This is a genomic window from Paenibacillus sp. GQ49, assembly GCF_059759055.1.
In genome coordinates, this window is record NZ_JCAXEL010000001.1 from 513743 (window position 1) to 530640 (window position 16898).

The 16898-nt window shown below is 46.2% G+C and carries 16 protein-coding genes; 11 read left to right on the forward strand and 5 right to left on the reverse strand.

The window, feature by feature from the left end:
• Positions 1 to 67 precede the first annotated feature (67 nt).
• The 4 genes from AC6CIF_RS02390 to AC6CIF_RS02405 all read left to right on the forward strand — a co-directional run bounded on the left by AC6CIF_RS02390 (position 68) and on the right by AC6CIF_RS02405 (position 4154).
• Positions 68 to 889, forward strand: coding sequence for a YitT family protein (locus AC6CIF_RS02390; RefSeq protein ID WP_498197676.1), 822 nt, complete (start codon positions 68 to 70; stop codon positions 887 to 889).
• A 174-nt stretch (positions 890 to 1063) separates the two neighbouring features.
• The gene (locus AC6CIF_RS02395) at positions 1064 to 1252 is read left to right on the forward strand and encodes a hypothetical protein (protein WP_029880762.1); all 189 of its coding nucleotides are present in this window, start codon (positions 1064 to 1066) and stop codon (positions 1250 to 1252) included.
• A 163-nt stretch (positions 1253 to 1415) separates the two neighbouring features.
• Complete coding sequence (locus AC6CIF_RS02400) at positions 1416 to 2597, forward strand: putative glycoside hydrolase (protein WP_498197679.1); 1182 nt, start codon at positions 1416 to 1418, stop codon at positions 2595 to 2597.
• A gap of 204 nt (positions 2598 to 2801) precedes the next feature.
• A complete protein-coding gene (locus AC6CIF_RS02405; protein WP_498198193.1) occupies positions 2802 to 4154 on the forward strand; it encodes an MATE family efflux transporter in 1353 nt (450 codons plus the stop codon).
• 87 nt (positions 4155 to 4241) lie between these two features.
• Here AC6CIF_RS02405 and pfkA read toward each other — a convergent pair whose 3' ends face one another.
• Positions 4242 to 5213, reverse strand: coding sequence for a 6-phosphofructokinase (gene pfkA / locus AC6CIF_RS02410; protein WP_498197681.1), 972 nt, complete (start codon positions 5211 to 5213; stop codon positions 4242 to 4244).
• A gap of 53 nt (positions 5214 to 5266) precedes the next feature.
• Positions 5267 to 6346, reverse strand: coding sequence for a tetraprenyl-beta-curcumene synthase family protein (locus AC6CIF_RS02415; RefSeq protein ID WP_017689390.1), 1080 nt, complete (start codon positions 6344 to 6346; stop codon positions 5267 to 5269).
• A 179-nt stretch (positions 6347 to 6525) separates the two neighbouring features.
• Between AC6CIF_RS02415 and AC6CIF_RS02420 the strand changes: the two genes are divergently transcribed.
• Positions 6526 to 7866 (forward strand): polysaccharide biosynthesis protein, encoded by a 1341-nt coding sequence (locus AC6CIF_RS02420; protein ID WP_498197682.1) that lies wholly within the window; start codon positions 6526 to 6528, stop codon positions 7864 to 7866.
• 40 nt (positions 7867 to 7906) lie between these two features.
• The gene (locus AC6CIF_RS02425) at positions 7907 to 9079 is read left to right on the forward strand and encodes an MFS transporter (RefSeq protein WP_498197684.1); all 1173 of its coding nucleotides are present in this window, start codon (positions 7907 to 7909) and stop codon (positions 9077 to 9079) included.
• A gap of 154 nt (positions 9080 to 9233) precedes the next feature.
• On the opposite strand, the gene AC6CIF_RS02430 is transcribed toward AC6CIF_RS02425, so the two are convergent.
• Entirely contained in the window at positions 9234 to 9431 is a 198-nt protein-coding gene (locus tag AC6CIF_RS02430; RefSeq protein ID WP_017689394.1) for a cold shock domain-containing protein, read from the reverse strand.
• Positions 9432 to 9593: 162 nt separating this feature from the next.
• Here AC6CIF_RS02430 and AC6CIF_RS02435 point away from each other — a divergent pair, with 162 nt between their 5' ends.
• The 5 genes from AC6CIF_RS02435 (at position 9594) to AC6CIF_RS02455 (ending at position 13684) form a co-directional block, all read left to right on the forward strand.
• Entirely contained in the window at positions 9594 to 9827 is a 234-nt protein-coding gene (locus AC6CIF_RS02435) for a hypothetical protein (RefSeq protein WP_017689395.1), read from the forward strand.
• Positions 9828 to 9830: 3 nt separating this feature from the next.
• Positions 9831 to 10016, forward strand: coding sequence for a hypothetical protein (locus tag AC6CIF_RS02440; protein WP_036609669.1), 186 nt, complete (start codon positions 9831 to 9833; stop codon positions 10014 to 10016).
• Between the two features lie 213 nt (positions 10017 to 10229).
• The gene (gene pepF / locus AC6CIF_RS02445) at positions 10230 to 12020 is read left to right on the forward strand and encodes an oligoendopeptidase F (RefSeq protein ID WP_221823351.1); all 1791 of its coding nucleotides are present in this window, start codon (positions 10230 to 10232) and stop codon (positions 12018 to 12020) included.
• Positions 12021 to 12152: 132 nt separating this feature from the next.
• The gene (locus tag AC6CIF_RS02450; protein WP_498197688.1) at positions 12153 to 12530 is read left to right on the forward strand and encodes a LapA family protein; all 378 of its coding nucleotides are present in this window, start codon (positions 12153 to 12155) and stop codon (positions 12528 to 12530) included.
• A 113-nt stretch (positions 12531 to 12643) separates the two neighbouring features.
• Positions 12644 to 13684 carry a M42 family metallopeptidase gene (locus AC6CIF_RS02455; protein ID WP_498197690.1) on the forward strand — a complete coding sequence of 347 codons (1041 nt, stop codon included), beginning with the start codon at positions 12644 to 12646 and terminating at the stop codon, positions 13682 to 13684.
• A gap of 120 nt (positions 13685 to 13804) precedes the next feature.
• Here AC6CIF_RS02455 and AC6CIF_RS02460 read toward each other — a convergent pair whose 3' ends face one another.
• Together AC6CIF_RS02460 and AC6CIF_RS02465 are read right to left on the reverse strand one after the other, a co-directional pair.
• Positions 13805 to 14743, reverse strand: coding sequence for a hypothetical protein (locus AC6CIF_RS02460; protein WP_498197692.1), 939 nt, complete (start codon positions 14741 to 14743; stop codon positions 13805 to 13807).
• A 163-nt stretch (positions 14744 to 14906) separates the two neighbouring features.
• Positions 14907 to 16838, reverse strand: a complete 1932-nt coding sequence (locus AC6CIF_RS02465; RefSeq protein ID WP_498197694.1) for an ABC-F family ATP-binding cassette domain-containing protein — start codon at positions 16836 to 16838, stop codon at positions 14907 to 14909.
• Positions 16839 to 16898: the final 60 nt, after the last annotated feature.

Consider the following 16898-nt stretch of genomic DNA (forward strand, 5'->3'; position numbering starts at 1 on the left):
TTATTATATCACAAAACAATTCAAGATTACCAGCAATCTGGTTTTAAATATAAATGAGGTGATTAAATTGCCCAAAATAATTTGGCACTCTTTAGTGATCATTTTGGGTGCTGCAGCTATTGCCTGCGGCTTTAACTGGTTTTTGGTCCCCCATCAGCTTTTAAGCGGCGGGGTATCCGGTATTTCAATGCTTCTGGGTTATTTTACAACGTTGAATCTTAGTATAATGTATTTTGTTCTTAACATTCCCCTGCTCATTGCAGGTTGGTTTATTCTTGGACGACGCTTCATTACATTAAGTATTCTTTCGGTAGTAGCCACTTCCTGGTTCATTGCGCTTCTGCCTGTTTTTGCTGTGGCTACAGACCCTTTACTTAGTTCTGTATTTGGCGGTGTGCTTATTGGAATGGGCACAGGCGTTTCCTTCCGAGTCGGCGGCTCCACAGGAGGACTCGACATTGTTGGGTCCATTTTCACGCGTAAACGAGACTTTCCGATTGGTACAGTCATGGCCGGCATGAATGGTTCGATCATTATGCTTGCCGGTTACCTGAGTGACAATTGGAATACAGCCTTGGCTTCCATGGTATCCATTTATATTACAGGCAAAGTGCTTGATCTGATCCATATCAGTCACGTCAAAGTAACACTGTACATCATTACTAACGAAACCGAAGCCATGTTAAAAAAATTACTTGTTCGGCCTCGTGGAGTTACCAAAATTAAGACTCAGGGAGCATACACGGATATTGAAAAGGACATGCTCATGACCGTAACCACCCGCTACGAGTTGGTTGAAATTAAACGTATTATCAAGGAGACTGATCCAAACGCTTTTGTTAACATTGTGGAAACGGTTGGTGTTATGGGCTCATTCCGCAGAAGTTGAGACACCTGTACGGTTAACAATTCACAACATTGTGGTATAATAACGGTGTACGGCTCCTAAATATGTTGTATAGCAGGTTCAACCCTTCAATTTCACAGGCCATATGCTTTCCCGAATCGCGCCGAATGACTTACCATTTTGGAATTCGAGTAGGAAAGGGTGATTATTGTGGATATGGAAACGGTAAAACTGTTTGAGATCGTCAACAGATGGTGCCCGGAAATGCTCCCTTTCTTGAAACCGAATGAACTCGACTCACTGATTGTCCTCCGGGATGGGCTGGGCATCCTGGAACAGGGAGACGCAATGGAAATCATTCAGTACAGTATTTGTGAGCATCAAAATGAGATTTACATTCAATAATTTTTTTCAGATTGATCACGCCGCTTCTTGCAGGGGATTTCCTCAGCAGGAAGCGGTTTTCATTTTTCCCATGTGTTTCATTACTTGATTAATATGGTTAAAAGCCCAGAGGCTTTAATGTATAATTCATACATGGAATGCACACATAAGGGAGTGGAAATGAATGAACATGTTTTGGGCTTTACTGGCTATGGCCTTTGGAGGCTTTGGTGTTGCTCCGGCAGTGGCAGATCAGGGAAATCCTCAATTCCAATCGTTAACCAACAGTTTTAACACCGCAATTATCCAATCTCAAAAAGAACAGGTTGTTATCGATGCCGATAATCCACCTGCTAAAACCGACCCACAACCTGATGCCCCCGTGGTCAAAGGTATCTATGTAACGGCATACAGTGCCGGCGGCGCACGCATGAAAGAATTGCTGGAGCTGACAGACAGTACAGAACTGAATGCCATGGTCATTGATATCAAAGACGATCTTGGATACATAACTTATCCCACAGAAAACAAAGCGCTTCAGAAAATGGGTAAATCCCAACCCTTTATTCGGGATATCGATGCCTTGATGAAACGATTGCAAAAACATGAGGTCTACCCGATTGCACGTGTCGTAGTATTCAAAGACACCATTCTTGCGAAGAAGAATCCGGAGCTTTCTTTCCGCAACAAGGATGGATCGGTTTGGGCAAATGGCAAAGGCGACAGCTTCGTGAATCCGTACAGCAAGGAAGTATGGGACTATAATATCGAAATCGCCAAGGAAGCGGCCAAGCTTGGATTCAAAGAGATTCAATTTGACTACGTTCGTTTCCCGGAAGGTTTCGAAACTCGTGCTGATGTACTCAAATACACCAAATCTGACAAGTCCCGGGTCGATGTTGTAGCTGAATTCGTGCAATATGCACGCAAAGAGCTGGCACCATTAGGTGTGCGTGTCTCGGTTGATATTTTCGGTTATGCAGCTTCCGTACCTGCGGCTGAAGGCATTGGACAGGATTTTGTTAAAATATCCGAAAATGTGGACGTGATCTCACCGATGGTATACCCTAGTCACTATTCAACTGGCTGGTATGGGGTCAAGGACCCTGATAAAGATCCTTACACAACCATCAAGGGTTCAATGGAAGATACACACAAGAAACTGGACCCTACCAAAGAGCTCAAACCTGTCATTCGTCCGTGGATTCAGGACTTCACAGCAAGCTGGCTGGGCAGTGGACATTATATCAAGTATGGCAAGAAACAAGTGGAAGACCAGATTAGAGCGATGAAAGACATGGATGTGCATGAATATCTGCTCTGGAATGCCTCCAACCGTTATACATCAGGTGTACAATATAAATAATCCGCACTCTTTCATTCTTCTTATTTCATCCAACCTCGTTCTGCTTGAAGCGGAGCGAGGTTTTTTGGTGTTCATTTTTCTCGGTGCGCCTCTCCTCTGTATCTGTCCCTATCCAAAACGGACAAAATCCACTACAATGTATAGCTGTCCAGACATGACACTTGGATGACATCTCTTTAGAATAGCGAGGCACTGCCAGTGAACATGAACACAACAAGTTTTTCCCAAAAAGTGAAGCAATTCCTGATTATATTTTTGCCCATCTTCACCACTCAAATCGCCCTCTCTGCCATGTCGTTCTTTGACACCAATATGTCAGGCAAGTTTTCTCCGGCCGACCTTGCAGGAGTTGCGATTGGCACAAGTCTGTGGATGCCCGTTCAAACTGGACTAAGCGGGATTCTAATCGGTATTACACCTGTTGTTTCCCATCTGCTGGGTTCCAAACGTAATGATCAGATCGGGTATAACGTCATCCAGGCGCTGTATCTTGGAATTGCGGTCAGTCTCGTCGTAATCGGAGCCGGGGCGTTGTTACTTGGCCCTATACTAAACGGAATGCCTTTGGAACCTCGGGTTGCCCAAGTTGCCTTCTATTTTTTGTGCGCACTTGCTTTTGGCATTATCCCACTCTTCGGATATACGGTGCTGCGCAGCTTCATGGATGCACTTGGCCAGACACGGACTACGATGTTCATTACGTTGGTCTCCCTGCCCGTTAACATCTTACTGAATTATCTGCTGATATTCGGCCGCTGGGGTTTCCCCCAATTGGGCGGTGTTGGTGCCGGTGTGGCTACAGCATGTACATACTGGCTGATCTTTCTTATTAGTCTCTTTTTTGTCCATCAGGTCGAACCATTCGCCCAATACGGCATTTTCCGTCAGTGGACGCGTGTTTCCTTGGCCAAGTGGAAAGAGTTACTCAAAATCGGGGTACCCATCGGATTCGCGACTTTTTTCGAAACGTCCATCTTTGCTGCTGTGACTTTAATGATGAGCCGTTTCGATACCACAACAATTGCTGCCCACCAAGCGGCGCTGAATTTCGCTTCTACGCTCTACATGTTACCTGTGAGCATATGTATGGCTCTTACCATCCTTGTGGGCTTCGAGGCAGGTGCCGGGCGTCTGAGAGACGCCAAACAATACAGCCTGCTTGGAATAGGTGGGGCCATTGGGCTATCACTGCTGACAGCCATCGTGTTGATTGTGTTCGGTGAACAGATTGCAGGCGTGTATTCAAACGATCGAGAGGTCATTGCACTTACGCAGCATTTCCTTATCTACGCCATCTTCTTTCAGATCTCGGATGCAATTGCCACACCGACTCAAGGAGCATTGCGTGGCTACAAAGATGTTAATCCGGCTTTGATCATTACGTTTGTAGCATATTGGATCATTGGTCTGCCTGTAGGTTACCTAACAGCTACGTATACTTCACTCGGCGCCTTTGGATACTGGATCGGCCTCATTGCCGGTCTTGCTGTAGGAGCAACAGCGCTTCTCTGGAGACTCTTCCTGGTACAAAAACAAGCGGCACTCCGTAACGCGTAACATCGGAACACTCACTTACTTTGGAAAACAACAAAAAGAGCACAATCCTCGTCAATGCGGGATTGTGCTCTTTGTTTTTAAATCAAATTATTGGGACAAACGTTGTGCAAGCTGGTACGTTTCCATATCGAAATCTTTTTTTGTGTTAACCACTTTATCAATATCTGTCAGGGTAAGTTCACCCTTGATAATGCCACAACCTTTGTCTGTCTCGCCTGCAATCAGACTGCGAACAGCGAAGTCGCCCAGACGGCTTGCCAGGTTACGGTCGAAAGGTGTTGGCGTACCCCCACGCTGAATGTGACCCAGAACGGTTACACGTGGCTCATACGTTGGGCAACGTTCCATCAATTCTTTTGCTACATCTTCACCCTTGCCCACGCCTTCAGCAACGATAATAATACTGTGACGTTTGCCATGTGCAAAGTTAGCTTTCATCCGTTCTGCTACTTCGTCCATGTCAAACGGAACTTCCGGTACAAGAATCGTCTCAGCGCCTGAGGCAAGTCCGGCATGCAGAGCGATATCTCCACAGTGGCGACCCATAACTTCAACGATGGAAGAACGTTCGTGTGAAGACATCGTATCACGTAATTTGTTTACGGCATCAACTACTATGCTTACAGCTGTATCAAATCCGATGGTATAGTCGGTGAATGAAACATCGTTATCAATCGTTCCTGGCAGACCCATGGTGTTAATGCCCAGCTTGCTCAGTTTGTTTGCTCCGTTGTAAGAACCATCCCCACCGATAACAACCAGACCATCAATGCCACGCGCACGTAGAATGTCCGCACCTTTTTGCTGACCTTCAGCGGTATAGAACTCCTTGCAACGTGCTGATTGAAGAACCGTTCCCCCACGTTGGATGATATCCCCTACACTCCGCAAATCCATTGGGAAAATGTCATTATTCAAAAGACCCTGGTATCCACGTTGAACTCCATATACTTCGAGACCGTGAAACAGTCCGCTGCGAACAACCGCACGAACAGCCGCGTTCATCCCCTGTGAATCACCACCGCTCGTTAATACTGCGATTTTCTTTACTGCTGTCATGATGTTTCTTCCTCCTCTAGTTTCACTTCAGGCTCCGCAATATCACACCTGACTTACATATTTTTTCGTATCCAGCGACTGAAAATGAAGAAAAATATTCTTGTGATCGGACTATTTTTCAGCAGACGTTTGGATACGACGCGAACTTCCTGTTGTTCGCTGACTTTGGGATCAGACAGGTAAATGGCTATCAGTCCTTCGATGATCATCCGGTGAAAGGAGCTTCCCGGAATCTTCTGTACATCACTGCGTGCCATCTCGACAATAAAAGCAATTCGGTCCAGCATTGTCTCCACATTCTCATAATAGTTGCAGAAGTTGAGATCTCCCCCGATGCGGTCCTCATCCTGATCAATTAAATAATCAAGCATAATGTGCAGTGCGCATACATGTGGGAAATAGGCCGTGTGGATCGAGGCCGCTTGCTCTTCAGTCAACTGATCGTCACTCGCAGCCAGAAACAGCATGAAAACGCCCAGTGTAGAGCCAGTCGCAGCAGCAAATTCGTTCCAACGAAACTGAGGTGTGCGATGACGATGCTCCGACCACCATTCGAGCAGTGCCGTTTCTCTCAGTTCCGGCTTGATATGCTTATATACCTGCAGGTCCGTGTATAGGCCTGCCAGATCCTGAATTTGGGGCTTGGCGGACGTATAGCCTGGTAACTGACGGGTCAGTTCCTGACATGTGGTCACCAGATTCCGCAGATATCCACCATCATCCTGCTCCTCACGGAGGGCATAATAATTGACGGGAATTGCTTCGGGATCTACCGCATCAAGCATGGATTGATGGAGAAGACGAAAGTCATCCGGGTCCATCGAGGTGCTGCGGTCGCACAGATTGTCCAAATAATCACTAATAGTTTGATAAGAAACGATCAGCGGAATCAGAATGTGTCTGTTGGGCAAATCAGCTAAAGCGTAGACGGTTCCGCCTTCACAGTGAAACTGTTTATCCTTCAGACTGGCAAGTGCCTGTGTACGCAATTCCTCATTCGGAATCGCCTCAGCTTGAGCACGCCATCCATTCAGTGCCTTCCGTGTTTCCGGAATGGTGTATTTGTACACCCCTCTCATCAATGCCAGCGGTCCACGCGGATATTGATGACGTTTTCGATTTGATTGGCTCAAAATAAATGTGCCTCCACTTGGTTGAATACGTATTAGAGCGATTTTTAACCATTCCTATTATAATATGATCCCCTTAATTGTACAAATGATCTACCGCATATTCCGCATAAAAAATCGCATCGGCGTTCAAAGCTTTGTGATATACTATCCATATTTCATCCATCAAAGGAGTCGTTGACATGTCGTCAAGTGAATCACTTTCGTGGAGACGGTTATTTTCTTTTTTTGTGCCACTCGGCATTTCCGCCTCTCTCGTCACCATTTCTCACGTCATCATAAACAGCACATTAGCACGTTCCGCTCATCCCGAGACGGTTATTGCCAGCTATGCCATCGCCGGTAGCTTGTTAACCCTCACGGAACGCCCCTCCACCCTGCTGCGGCAAACCTGTTCCGCACTGGTTCGCGATCGCCTTTCCTTTCAGGCCCTCACGTTTGTGACCAAAATATTTCTTGCCTGTGTGCTTCTCATTGGGTTTCTCATCGTATACTCTCCCGTTGGTACCGGGGTGTTCAAATACCTGTTTGGTGTAAGTCCGGATCTGCTGACCAAAGTCATCGACGTATATGAAATTCTCATGTATGTGAGCATCTTTTCAGTGATCCGCAACATCTATCAGGGGATCATCATTACGAATAACCGCACCAAGTGGTTAACCATTGGGATGGTATTCCGTTTAGCTGGAATGTACGGCCTTTCCCTCTATTTCATATACACAGACAGCATTGACAGTGGACGTGTAGGCGCTATCATTTTTGCTGCTGGCATGATGATTGAAGCGCTCGTCAGCTTTCTGGAGGGAAACAGCATCAAGCGCAAAATGCCAGCCAAGCTTGAGGATCATCCCGTCGAGAGCAAGGGAGACGTATTTCGCTTTTATAAGCCGCTGCTGTTATCCAGCTTTGTAGCGCTGTTCATAGGACCGGTTATTAACATCGTACTGGGCAAAACGACCGGGATCGCACTAGCCATTTCATCCTTTGCCATAGCAAGCAGTCTGATGCAGTTGATGCTAAGCTTCTTTACATACATCCATCAGATCGTGCTGAATTTCTACCTTGTGGACGCCAAACTGGTACGAAAATTCGCACTTGTCACCGGATTTATTCCGTTTGCAATGATGGTGTCGATTGCCTATACCCCCTTGGGACCATGGGTACTCGAAAATGTCATGAGCGTTCAGGGCGAACTGTTGAGACAAAGTCTGTGGACACTGCGTGCGTTTGTCTTATTTCCGCTGATCTTCCCTTTTCTGGATTTCAGCAATGGCCTTATTCTGCTTCGCGGTCAGACAAAAACGATGTTTCGTTCGCAAACGGCGAATGCAATCTGCACGGTAATTGTGCTGCTTATACTGGTTAGTATTTTCCCAGCGTGGAACGGCATGATTGGAGCTGTAGCCCAATCCCTTGGCCTGCTCGCCGAACTTGTCATTGTCTGGCTTGTCATCCGGCGCACGAAGCAAGAACCTACGATGTTCGTGCCGAAATCCCGTAAATCAACATCTCTGAAAGGGTAATAAAATCATTGAATTGTTATCAGGATTGGAGTCTCTCATCATGAAATTAAGTCACAACGCCCGCCCGGACCAGAACTGGCTGCGGGCTCTCATGTTCACCATCTTTGGTTCCACCATCCTGGTGGTATCCTACTTCCAGCTTTACTTCAGTCATCTGGGCTTCAGTCGGGCTGAGATTGGATATCTCTACGGAATTGGCCCCCTCATCTCCGTGTTCTCCAATATGTTCTGGAGCATGGCCAGCGACCGCTACCAAACAGTACGCAAAGTGATGATCATTCTGCTTGGTGGTCAATTGATCACAGGGATCATGCTTGCCAACGCAACAACTTTTGGACAGGTATTTGTACTCGTGACCTTGTTTTACTTTTTCTATTATCCGGTCTATCCCCTCTCCGATACGATGGCTATTACAACCGCCAGCAAGTATGGTCGAAATTTCACTTCCATTCGAGTCTTCGGATCGATCGGTTATGCGTTCTTTGCATTAAGTATAGGGTATTTCCTTGGATCTTTCGGTCCAGGATGGACGATATGGCTTTGCGTCGGTCTTGCTGCCACTACATTATTGATCAGTTTTCAATTGAAGGATCAACCTTCAGGGAATAGTAGCAAAATGGACTTATCGGGGTTATGGGCTATTCTGAAGCGCAGAGATGTGCTCACCTTTTTTGGCTGTGTATTTTTGCTTGCCATGGGACATCGGATGAACGAAGCCTTTCTTACCATCACGCTAAAAGAGCTGGGTGCCAGCGAGGGGCTGATCGGTTGGTCTTTGCTGATCTCATCCGTAAGTGAAATCCCCATATTTCTACTGCTCAGCAAGTATGGAAACCGTTATAAAGAGCTGCCGCTAATTGCTTTTGCTGCACTGATGTATACGGTTCGTTTGCTTCTTATGTCCATATCCGATACACCAGCAGCTGTCGTTGCGATTCAGACGATGCACAGTGTTACCTTTGGTATTTTCTACGTTACGGCGGTCCGCTACATCATCCGCCTAGTTCCAGACGGCTACAGAGCTACGGGTATGGCTTTGTTCACCATTGTCTGGTCCAGTGCTTCGGGACTTCTTAGTGGAACGTTGGGCGGACTGCTGCTGGAACATGCAGGCAGACAAACCTTCTATCTCACCGCTATGGCTTTCTCCCTGGCTGCATTGATCGGTTTCGGATTGAAGTTATGGTCCAGCATGACCAATCGTGTCTCCTGAACACACAGGGAAGCATACTCCATATTCAACCGATATTTACACTGAAAATTTTAGAATCAAAAAAAGCACAGCCTCCCATAGGGGACTGTGCTTAGGTTCTAATATTCAGCTATAAATTTATAATATATAAGAAGTCCGTTAGCCGGATAAATTCTTACAGTTTGTTTACGTTAGCTGCTTGAGGACCACGGTTTCCATCAGTGATTTCGAATTCTACCGCTTGACCTTCTTCCAATGTTTTGAAGCCATCTCCTTGGATTGCGGAGAAATGTACGAATACGTCCTCGCCGCCTTCAACTGAAATAAAGCCATAGCCTTTTTCTGCGTTAAACCATTTAACTGTACCTTTCAAATGAAAAACCTCCTAAAAATATCGCCATCTATGGCGAATACCCTTATTATACTGTATGGGCTTCCATTTTGCAATTTATCTTTCCATAAATGTCGAAAAAATTTGCTTTGGATCGTAGGGTACGGTATCATTTTACCAAAACCGTTAGTTTGGAGACTACCTATGATAAAAAAACATGAAATATACAAAACAGACAAGTGGAATATGATGACCGTAGAAGTTCAAGGCAAATATCTCGTACTGCGAGAAATTTCGGAAGAGTGGGGCGAAGAATGCCATACTTTCCTTAGCCGTCCTGCATTAATGCACTGGGCTGAACGCCGTTTCCCAAAAGCAGATTTTGAGAACCGTGAGGATGAATGGCGTCAATTGATGGCTGCCTTCAAAGGGGTCTAACCCATGCAGCTTGACTCAAGCAATGTCGTCATCTTTATTATCCTTGCCTTCTCCCTTGGTATTGTGCTTATTCTGGGACGCAATTCCATCCCGGATCGACTGAGACGGGGAATGGCGCTTATTGCTACCCTGCTCATTTGTTTCGCCTTTTTCCTGATCGTTTATTTTCTGTATAACATGGGAGCCTAATCACGGGGACCCAGATGCTCAAATATTTCAACGTGCCTAAGGTCATACTATACGAGATTATTCGTATCGTAAGGAGGAAGGCCGTTGAAATACCAGAAATCGCTATCTGTTATCCTGGTACTTAGTCTGATTCCTTCGTCTCTCTCCGCACAGGCAAGCGAGACGAAGGCAGCTTCGTCCATACATTCATCAGATCATCAAAGGAGGATTTCCATGAGTCAATTATTGAAACGTTCCGAGGTGCCGGCTGAACATAGCTGGAAACTGGAAGATTTATTTGCCGATCAGAAAGCCTGGGATCAAGAATATGAAGAAGTATCGTCTTTGACCAAGAAGGCCTCCGAATTCCAAGGCAAACTAAATCAACCCGATGTACTCAAATCTTGCTTCGAATTTGAAGATGAGATCAGCCTCAAAATAGAACGCCTCTTTGTGTACGCACGTATGCATCAAGATGAAGACACAGCGAATCCTACATATCAAAACCTGTCCCAAAAAGCCCAGAAATTAGGCGTACGGGTTGGTGAAGCACTTTCTTTTGTCACACCGGAGATTCTTTCCCTGCCAGATGACCAGTTGGACGCATTTATTGCAAACGAAAAACTCTCTGCTTATACATTTACGCTGGAAGAGATGAAACGCGAAAAAGCCCACGTTCTTAGCCAAGCAGAAGAGGCTTTGCTTGCACAGGTAGGCAACCTTTCACAAGCACCACAGACAATCTTCAGCATGCTGAATAACGCGGATCTCAAGTTCCCCCGAATCAAGGATGAACATGGTAACGAAGTTGAACTGACTCACGGCAGCTACATTCAGTTCCTGGAGAACCCTAATCGTGAAGTTCGCGAACGTGCCTTCAAAGCGGTATACGAAACCTATGCCAAACAGAAGAACACAATTGCGGCTGCCTTGAATGCAAATGTAACCAAAAATATGTTCTATGCTAATGTTCGGAAGTACCCTTCCGTGATGGAAATGTCCCTATATGGAGATAACATCCCAACGGATGTGTATACCAATCTGGTAGACACCATCCACGAGAGCCTTCCGTTATTGCATCGTTATATGGACTTACGCAAAAAGTTGCTGGGTGTAGATCAATTGCACATGTATGATCTGTTCGCTCCACTCGTAGACGAATACAAAATGGATATTACCTATGAGGAAGCGAAACAAACAGTCAAAGATGGTCTGAAACCACTCGGCAAGGACTATGCTGACGCATTGCAGACTGGATATGATAACCGCTGGATCGATATATATGAGAATGAAAATAAACGTTCAGGCGCATATGCCTGGGGCGCTTACGGCACTCACCCGTATGTCTTGTTGAATCACAAAGATAACCTGAACAGCATGTTCACACTCGCACATGAAATGGGTCACGCTCTGCATTCACATTACTCGGATACAACACTTCCGTATCGTGATGCACAGTACACAATCTTCCTGGCTGAGGTTGCATCCACAACCAACGAAGCGTTGCTGATGGATTATCTGCTTAACAAATCAACAGATCCAAAGGAAAAATTGTATCTGTTGACCTATTATGCCGACCAATTCCGTACAACGGTATTCCGTCAGACCATGTTTGCTGAATTCGAGAAAATCATTCATGAACGTGCGGAACAAGGTGACGCATTAACACCACAATTGTTATCCGAGATCTATTATGATCTGAACGTTAAATATCACGGAAAAGGCATGGCTGTTGACAAAGAAATTGAAATGGAATGGGCTCGTATTCCCCACTTCTATAACAGCTTCTACGTTTACAAATATGCTACAGGCTTCTCCGCAGCAACAAGCTTTTCCAAGCAAATCCTGGAAGAAGGCCAACCGGCTGTTGACCGTTATCTCGGCTTCCTGAAGAGCGGTGGCAGTGATTACTCCATCAACATTCTGAAAAAAGCAGGTGTGGATATGTCTACACCACAGCCAATTCGTGAAGCTATGAGTGTGTTCAAGGAATTGATTGAACAGATGGAGCAGCTAACCAAATAAGGTTGTCTTCCCATGTGACCTGCATCCCTTGCCCGTTTGGGCAGGGGATTTTATCATCATTGCAAGATGCAACATACCCGAATATGGGTAATGCATATCTAGTTCTCAATTGTTCAACAAGGAGGCAACACCATGAAAATGCAATGGGCACTCATAGCAGGTCTTGTTTTTGCACTGCTCACGGGAATCTTTGCGGTCATTAATGTGGATTCCGTACAAGTCAACCTGTTATTTAACACGGTACAAATCCCGCTGATCTTGCTCATTCTCGGCTGTACCCTGATCGGTGGAATTATTGTAGGGTCATATGGCATTTATCGCCAATACAGACTGCAACGTGAAAATAAACAACTGAAATTGCGTGTATCTGAATTGGAAAGTTCCGCGACAAGCGAATCCATCGATTCTTTCAAATCGATGGATTCGCTTGACTCAAATAAATCCGACAGCCTATTGGAGAATGATTCGATCCAGAGTCAGCGCAAAGGAAACCCTACGGGAACACTGTAACCAATCAGAGACAGCCTGCTGGCGAGTCAGGAATGGTAGTATCACATTCTCTCCCCCAGACAGGCTGTATTTTGTTTCACACCATACCCACGATCCGAGGAGGAAATTACACAATGAGTTTTACAATTGATGAATCTTACGTTCTGTCTTTCCTGAAAAAATTGCTGGATACACCAAGCCCAAGTGGTTACACACATCATATAATCGAGATGATCCGGAAGGAAGCAGCAGCACTGGGCATCGCCTGTGAGCTGAATAACAAGGGCGGTGCGGTGCTTACATTGCCCGGACAGGATTCGTCCAAGACAATCGCTTTAAGCGCCCACGTGGATACGCTCGGGGCCATGGTACGCTCGGTTACATCCTATGGAACATTGAAGCTTACCTCTGTCGGTGGATTTTCCATGCAAAGTATCGAAAACGAATATTGCTGCATCCATACTCGGGATGGAAAGACATACACAGGCACCATTCTCTCCCTTCATCCGTCTGTCCACGTCTATCCGGATGCACGCACATTTGAACGGACTGAGAGCCATATGGAAGTTCGAATCGATGAAGTTGTCTCCTCCAAGGAAGATGTGTTGAAACTCGGGATCTCTGTCGGCGACTTTATCTCCTTTGATGCTCGCGCAGTCATCACGCCCAGTGGTTATATCAAATCACGTCATCTGGACGACAAAGCCAGCGTGGCTGCTCTCTTCGGCATTCTTGAGTCTGCACATCGTGAAGGCTGGAAACCATTACATAATGTCTCTCTGCTTATCTCGAACTATGAAGAAGTTGGACATGGCGCATCATATATCCCTGCGGAAATCAGTGAAATGATCGCGGTAGACATGGGAGCCATGGGGGATGACCTGAGCTGTAAAGAAACCGACGTTTCCATATGTGCCAAAGATTCTTCTGGCCCGTATGACTACGATATGACCAGTCGTCTCATTGAACTGGCCAAACAAGATGGAATGGATTACGTCGTGGATATTTATCCCCACTATGGCTCAGATGGCAGTGCAGCATTACGCGGAGGAAACAATATCCGTGCAGCACTGATCGGTCCTGGAGTTCACGCATCTCATTCCATGGAGCGTACGCATAAGGATGCTGTCCTGAATACGGCACGATTGCTCGCAGCCTACATTACAACAAAGTAAAACAGAATCATTGATCGACGAAATTATAATGGATAACATCCACATGTTCGTCTAAGCAGAAGGCCCCTTCCAAGCACAGCTATTCGGTGTGCTTGGAAGGGGCCTTTGTTGTCATATCTTTTAATCTGCCTGTTCCACATATGCATGATATTTACGATCCAATATCTCTAACTCTGCCTTATGGTCACGCATTTCATTTCTTAACACATGCATGGTTTTCTGAACCGCGCTCAGTCCATCCTTCACCTGACGTTCGGCTTTGCGAATTTTGTCCTGAACCATCCAATCTACGAAGAGGTTATCGAAGAAATAGTCTGCGAATGAAAGCAGACCTCCCAGATGCAGATCCGCGTGTACTGCCATCTCTACATCCTCCAATTCCTTCTGGAAACGTCGTAGACGCTTACCTGCATCCATGATGGCGACCTGAGCGTCATCCATTCGTCCTCGCTTGATATGCGTGGAGATGACCCCACCGCCCATCATGTCATATACACCCCAATTACCTGCCGAAGCCAAAGCCTTCTCCGCACGTTCAAGAGCATCAACCAGATACTCCCCCTCCCGGAAAGCTTCATCCAGTTCCTGTAGCTCGCTCGCCAGATGTTCTCGATTCTCAGCCATCTGTTGCAATTCCGTATCCTGGTCCAGCAGTCGACCTTCCTTCTTCCCCCACAGCGCGTTGTAATCGCCTTGCCAGTACTGATACTGCCGCCCGCCCTCCAACTCCTGCTCCACATGAATTCGTTGCTCCTGTACGTCTTGTAACATGCGACAAGCGGTGTCGTATGCAGCCTTGCTCTCCATGAGTTCCAGCTCTTCCTTCTCCAGACGTTCTGTCTTCTTGCCAATCATTTGATAGAAAAATGCTGACAATGTCATACTGTTCAGTCGATCAACGTCCTTCTGCTCCTTCTGAAGATGCTCCAGACGACGTTTTACCTTTGCTTCCCATTCAGTTTCCTCCGTTTGAAGCTTCTCCAGACGTTTGGTCCATTTCTCGTAAATTCTCCCCTTTTCCTTGAGCACTGCCAACTGTTGATTAATTTCCTTATACATAAGTGTGGTGTTCTCTCCCTTCTATGGAATTCTTTACTTATAAAACGTAATGAACATACAGAACGTTTCACTTTAATACGCAAATTCACAGACAAAAAAATCGCCCTTTTCTCCAATGCGACCTAAAGTCACTATAGAAGAAAGGGCGATGTTTAGTTATAAATCAAGACTTGCTCTGTTCAATCTGTTCTGCAAGTTCATTCAGAACGGTCCAGCGTTCCATCAATTCATCCAGATGACGTTCAGCCTCAACCTGCTCCGCCATCAACTCCTGCAGACGGGCAGAATCACTAAATGACTCTTCCATCTCTTTGTTAATCCGGACAAGATTGGCTTCAGCCTTCTCAATATTTTCATCAATCTGGTCGTATTCACGTTGCTCCTTGAAGCTGAATTTCAACTTCGGTTTGGCCGCTGACACAGCAGGCGTCGGTTTCTCCGATGACTGCTTCACCTTCGCCGCTCCTGTGTCACTCTCTTGATTAGCTCCGGGTGCATTTTTCAGCATCCATTCCGCATATTCACTGTAGTCGCCGACGTGTACACGTACAGCACCGTTGCCCTCAAAAGACAGCACTTTATCCACAGTACGATCAAGGAAATAGCGATCATGGGATACCACAAAAACAACACCCGGAAAATCATCCAGATAGTCTTCAAGTACAGCGAGTGTCTGGATGTCCAGATCATTCGTCGGCTCATCCAGCAGCAATACATTCGGAGCAGCCATTAGCACACGCAGCAGATACAGGCGACGCTTCTCTCCACCAGACAGACGCGAGATTGGCGTCCATTGGGATGCAGGGGTAAACAGGAACCGCTCCAGCATCTGGGATGCTGTAATCAGAGAGCCATCCGCTGTTTTCACATTCTCGGCCACTTCCTTGATGTACTCAATCACACGAAGGGATTCATCCATCTCCTGATGTTCCTGTGTGAAGTAGCCCAGATTGACCGTAGGACCAACGTCAACCACGCCTGCATCGGGTTCCAACTTGCCAGATATCATCTGTAACAACGTGGACTTACCACTACCATTCGGCCCGACAATCCCTACCCGATCTCCAGGCACAGCAATATAACTCAGATCTTCGATCAGCTTGCGACCATCGACGGATTTGGAAAGATGCTCGATCTCCAGAATTTTTTTCCCCAGACGAGTAGATCCAACCGATACTTCCAATAAACCCGAGCGCTGGACTCCTTGTTGGTCTTTAAGTTGTTCGAAGCGATCAATTCTCGCTTTCTGTTTCGTTGTCCGTGCCTTGGCACCACGACGAATCCATGCAAGCTCCGTCCGAAGCAAGTTCTTACGCTTCTGTTCGGAAGAGGCTTCCCGTTCTTCACGCTCCGCTTTCAGTTCCAGAAAGCGTGTATAGTTGGCTTCATATCGGAACAAACGACCATGATCTAATTCGAGCATGACATTCGCCACACGATCCAGGAAATACCGATCATGCGTAATCATAAGCAGTGCGCCGCGGCGCTTCTGCAAGTACTGCTCGAGCCATACTACCGAGTCATTATCAATATGGTTCGTTGGCTCATCCAGAATGAGTAGTTCACAAGGATGAATCAGCGCAGCCGCTAGCGCTACCCTTTTGCGTTGTCCACCCGACAATGTGCCCATCAGTGCATCGAATTGACGAATACCCAGTTTGGACAAAATGCTCTTCGCTTCACTCTCCATCTGCCAGAGCTGAAGCTGCTCCATTTGCTGATTCAAACGTAATAATCGCTCTTGCAACGCTGGATCGGACGAATTCAGCTCCAATAATTCCATCGTTTCCGTATATTCACGCACGGTTTTCATTTCCATGCTGTCACCTTCGAATACTTGTTGCAGTACTGTATTATCCGGATTGAAGTCCGGATTTTGTGCCAGGAACTGAATACGTACGTCATTACCGATCGAGATCTGTCCCGCATCTGCAGGTTCCATACCAGAAATTACACGCAAAAACGTGGATTTTCCGGTTCCATTTACCCCAACGACACCAATCTTGTCCTGATCAGCCATGCCAAATGAAGCGTCCTTGAACAATATTTTCTCGCCATAACTTTTTGCAATTTGTTCTACCGTCATTATGTTCATTGCTCGTACCCACTTCTCTGTAAAATAAAATTCAATATTACGTACATCCGCGCACTTACT

Excerpts from the sequence above, each read along its gene's own strand:
- AC6CIF_RS02465 (WP_498197694.1), bottom strand. The coding sequence starts at position 16,838 with ATGAACATAATGACGGTAGAACAAATTGCAAAAAGTTATGGCGAGAAA.
- AC6CIF_RS02395 (WP_029880762.1), top strand. The coding sequence starts at position 1,064 with ATGGAAACGGTAAAACTGTTTGAGATCGTCAACAGATGGTGCCCGGAA.
- AC6CIF_RS02405 (WP_498198193.1), top strand. The coding sequence starts at position 2,802 with ATGAACACAACAAGTTTTTCCCAAAAAGTGAAGCAATTCCTGATTATA.
- AC6CIF_RS02460 (WP_498197692.1), bottom strand. The coding sequence starts at position 14,743 with ATGTATAAGGAAATTAATCAACAGTTGGCAGTGCTCAAGGAAAAGGGG.
- AC6CIF_RS02425 (WP_498197684.1), top strand. The coding sequence starts at position 7,907 with ATGAAATTAAGTCACAACGCCCGCCCGGACCAGAACTGGCTGCGGGCT.
- pfkA (WP_498197681.1), bottom strand. The coding sequence starts at position 5,213 with ATGACAGCAGTAAAGAAAATCGCAGTATTAACGAGCGGTGGTGATTCA.
- AC6CIF_RS02435 (WP_017689395.1), top strand. The coding sequence starts at position 9,594 with ATGATAAAAAAACATGAAATATACAAAACAGACAAGTGGAATATGATG.
- AC6CIF_RS02440 (WP_036609669.1), top strand. The coding sequence starts at position 9,831 with ATGCAGCTTGACTCAAGCAATGTCGTCATCTTTATTATCCTTGCCTTC.
- AC6CIF_RS02455 (WP_498197690.1), top strand. The coding sequence starts at position 12,644 with ATGAGTTTTACAATTGATGAATCTTACGTTCTGTCTTTCCTGAAAAAA.
- AC6CIF_RS02450 (WP_498197688.1), top strand. The coding sequence starts at position 12,153 with ATGAAAATGCAATGGGCACTCATAGCAGGTCTTGTTTTTGCACTGCTC.
- AC6CIF_RS02400 (WP_498197679.1), top strand. The coding sequence starts at position 1,416 with ATGAACATGTTTTGGGCTTTACTGGCTATGGCCTTTGGAGGCTTTGGT.
- pepF (WP_221823351.1), top strand. The coding sequence starts at position 10,230 with ATGAGTCAATTATTGAAACGTTCCGAGGTGCCGGCTGAACATAGCTGG.
- AC6CIF_RS02420 (WP_498197682.1), top strand. The coding sequence starts at position 6,526 with ATGTCGTCAAGTGAATCACTTTCGTGGAGACGGTTATTTTCTTTTTTT.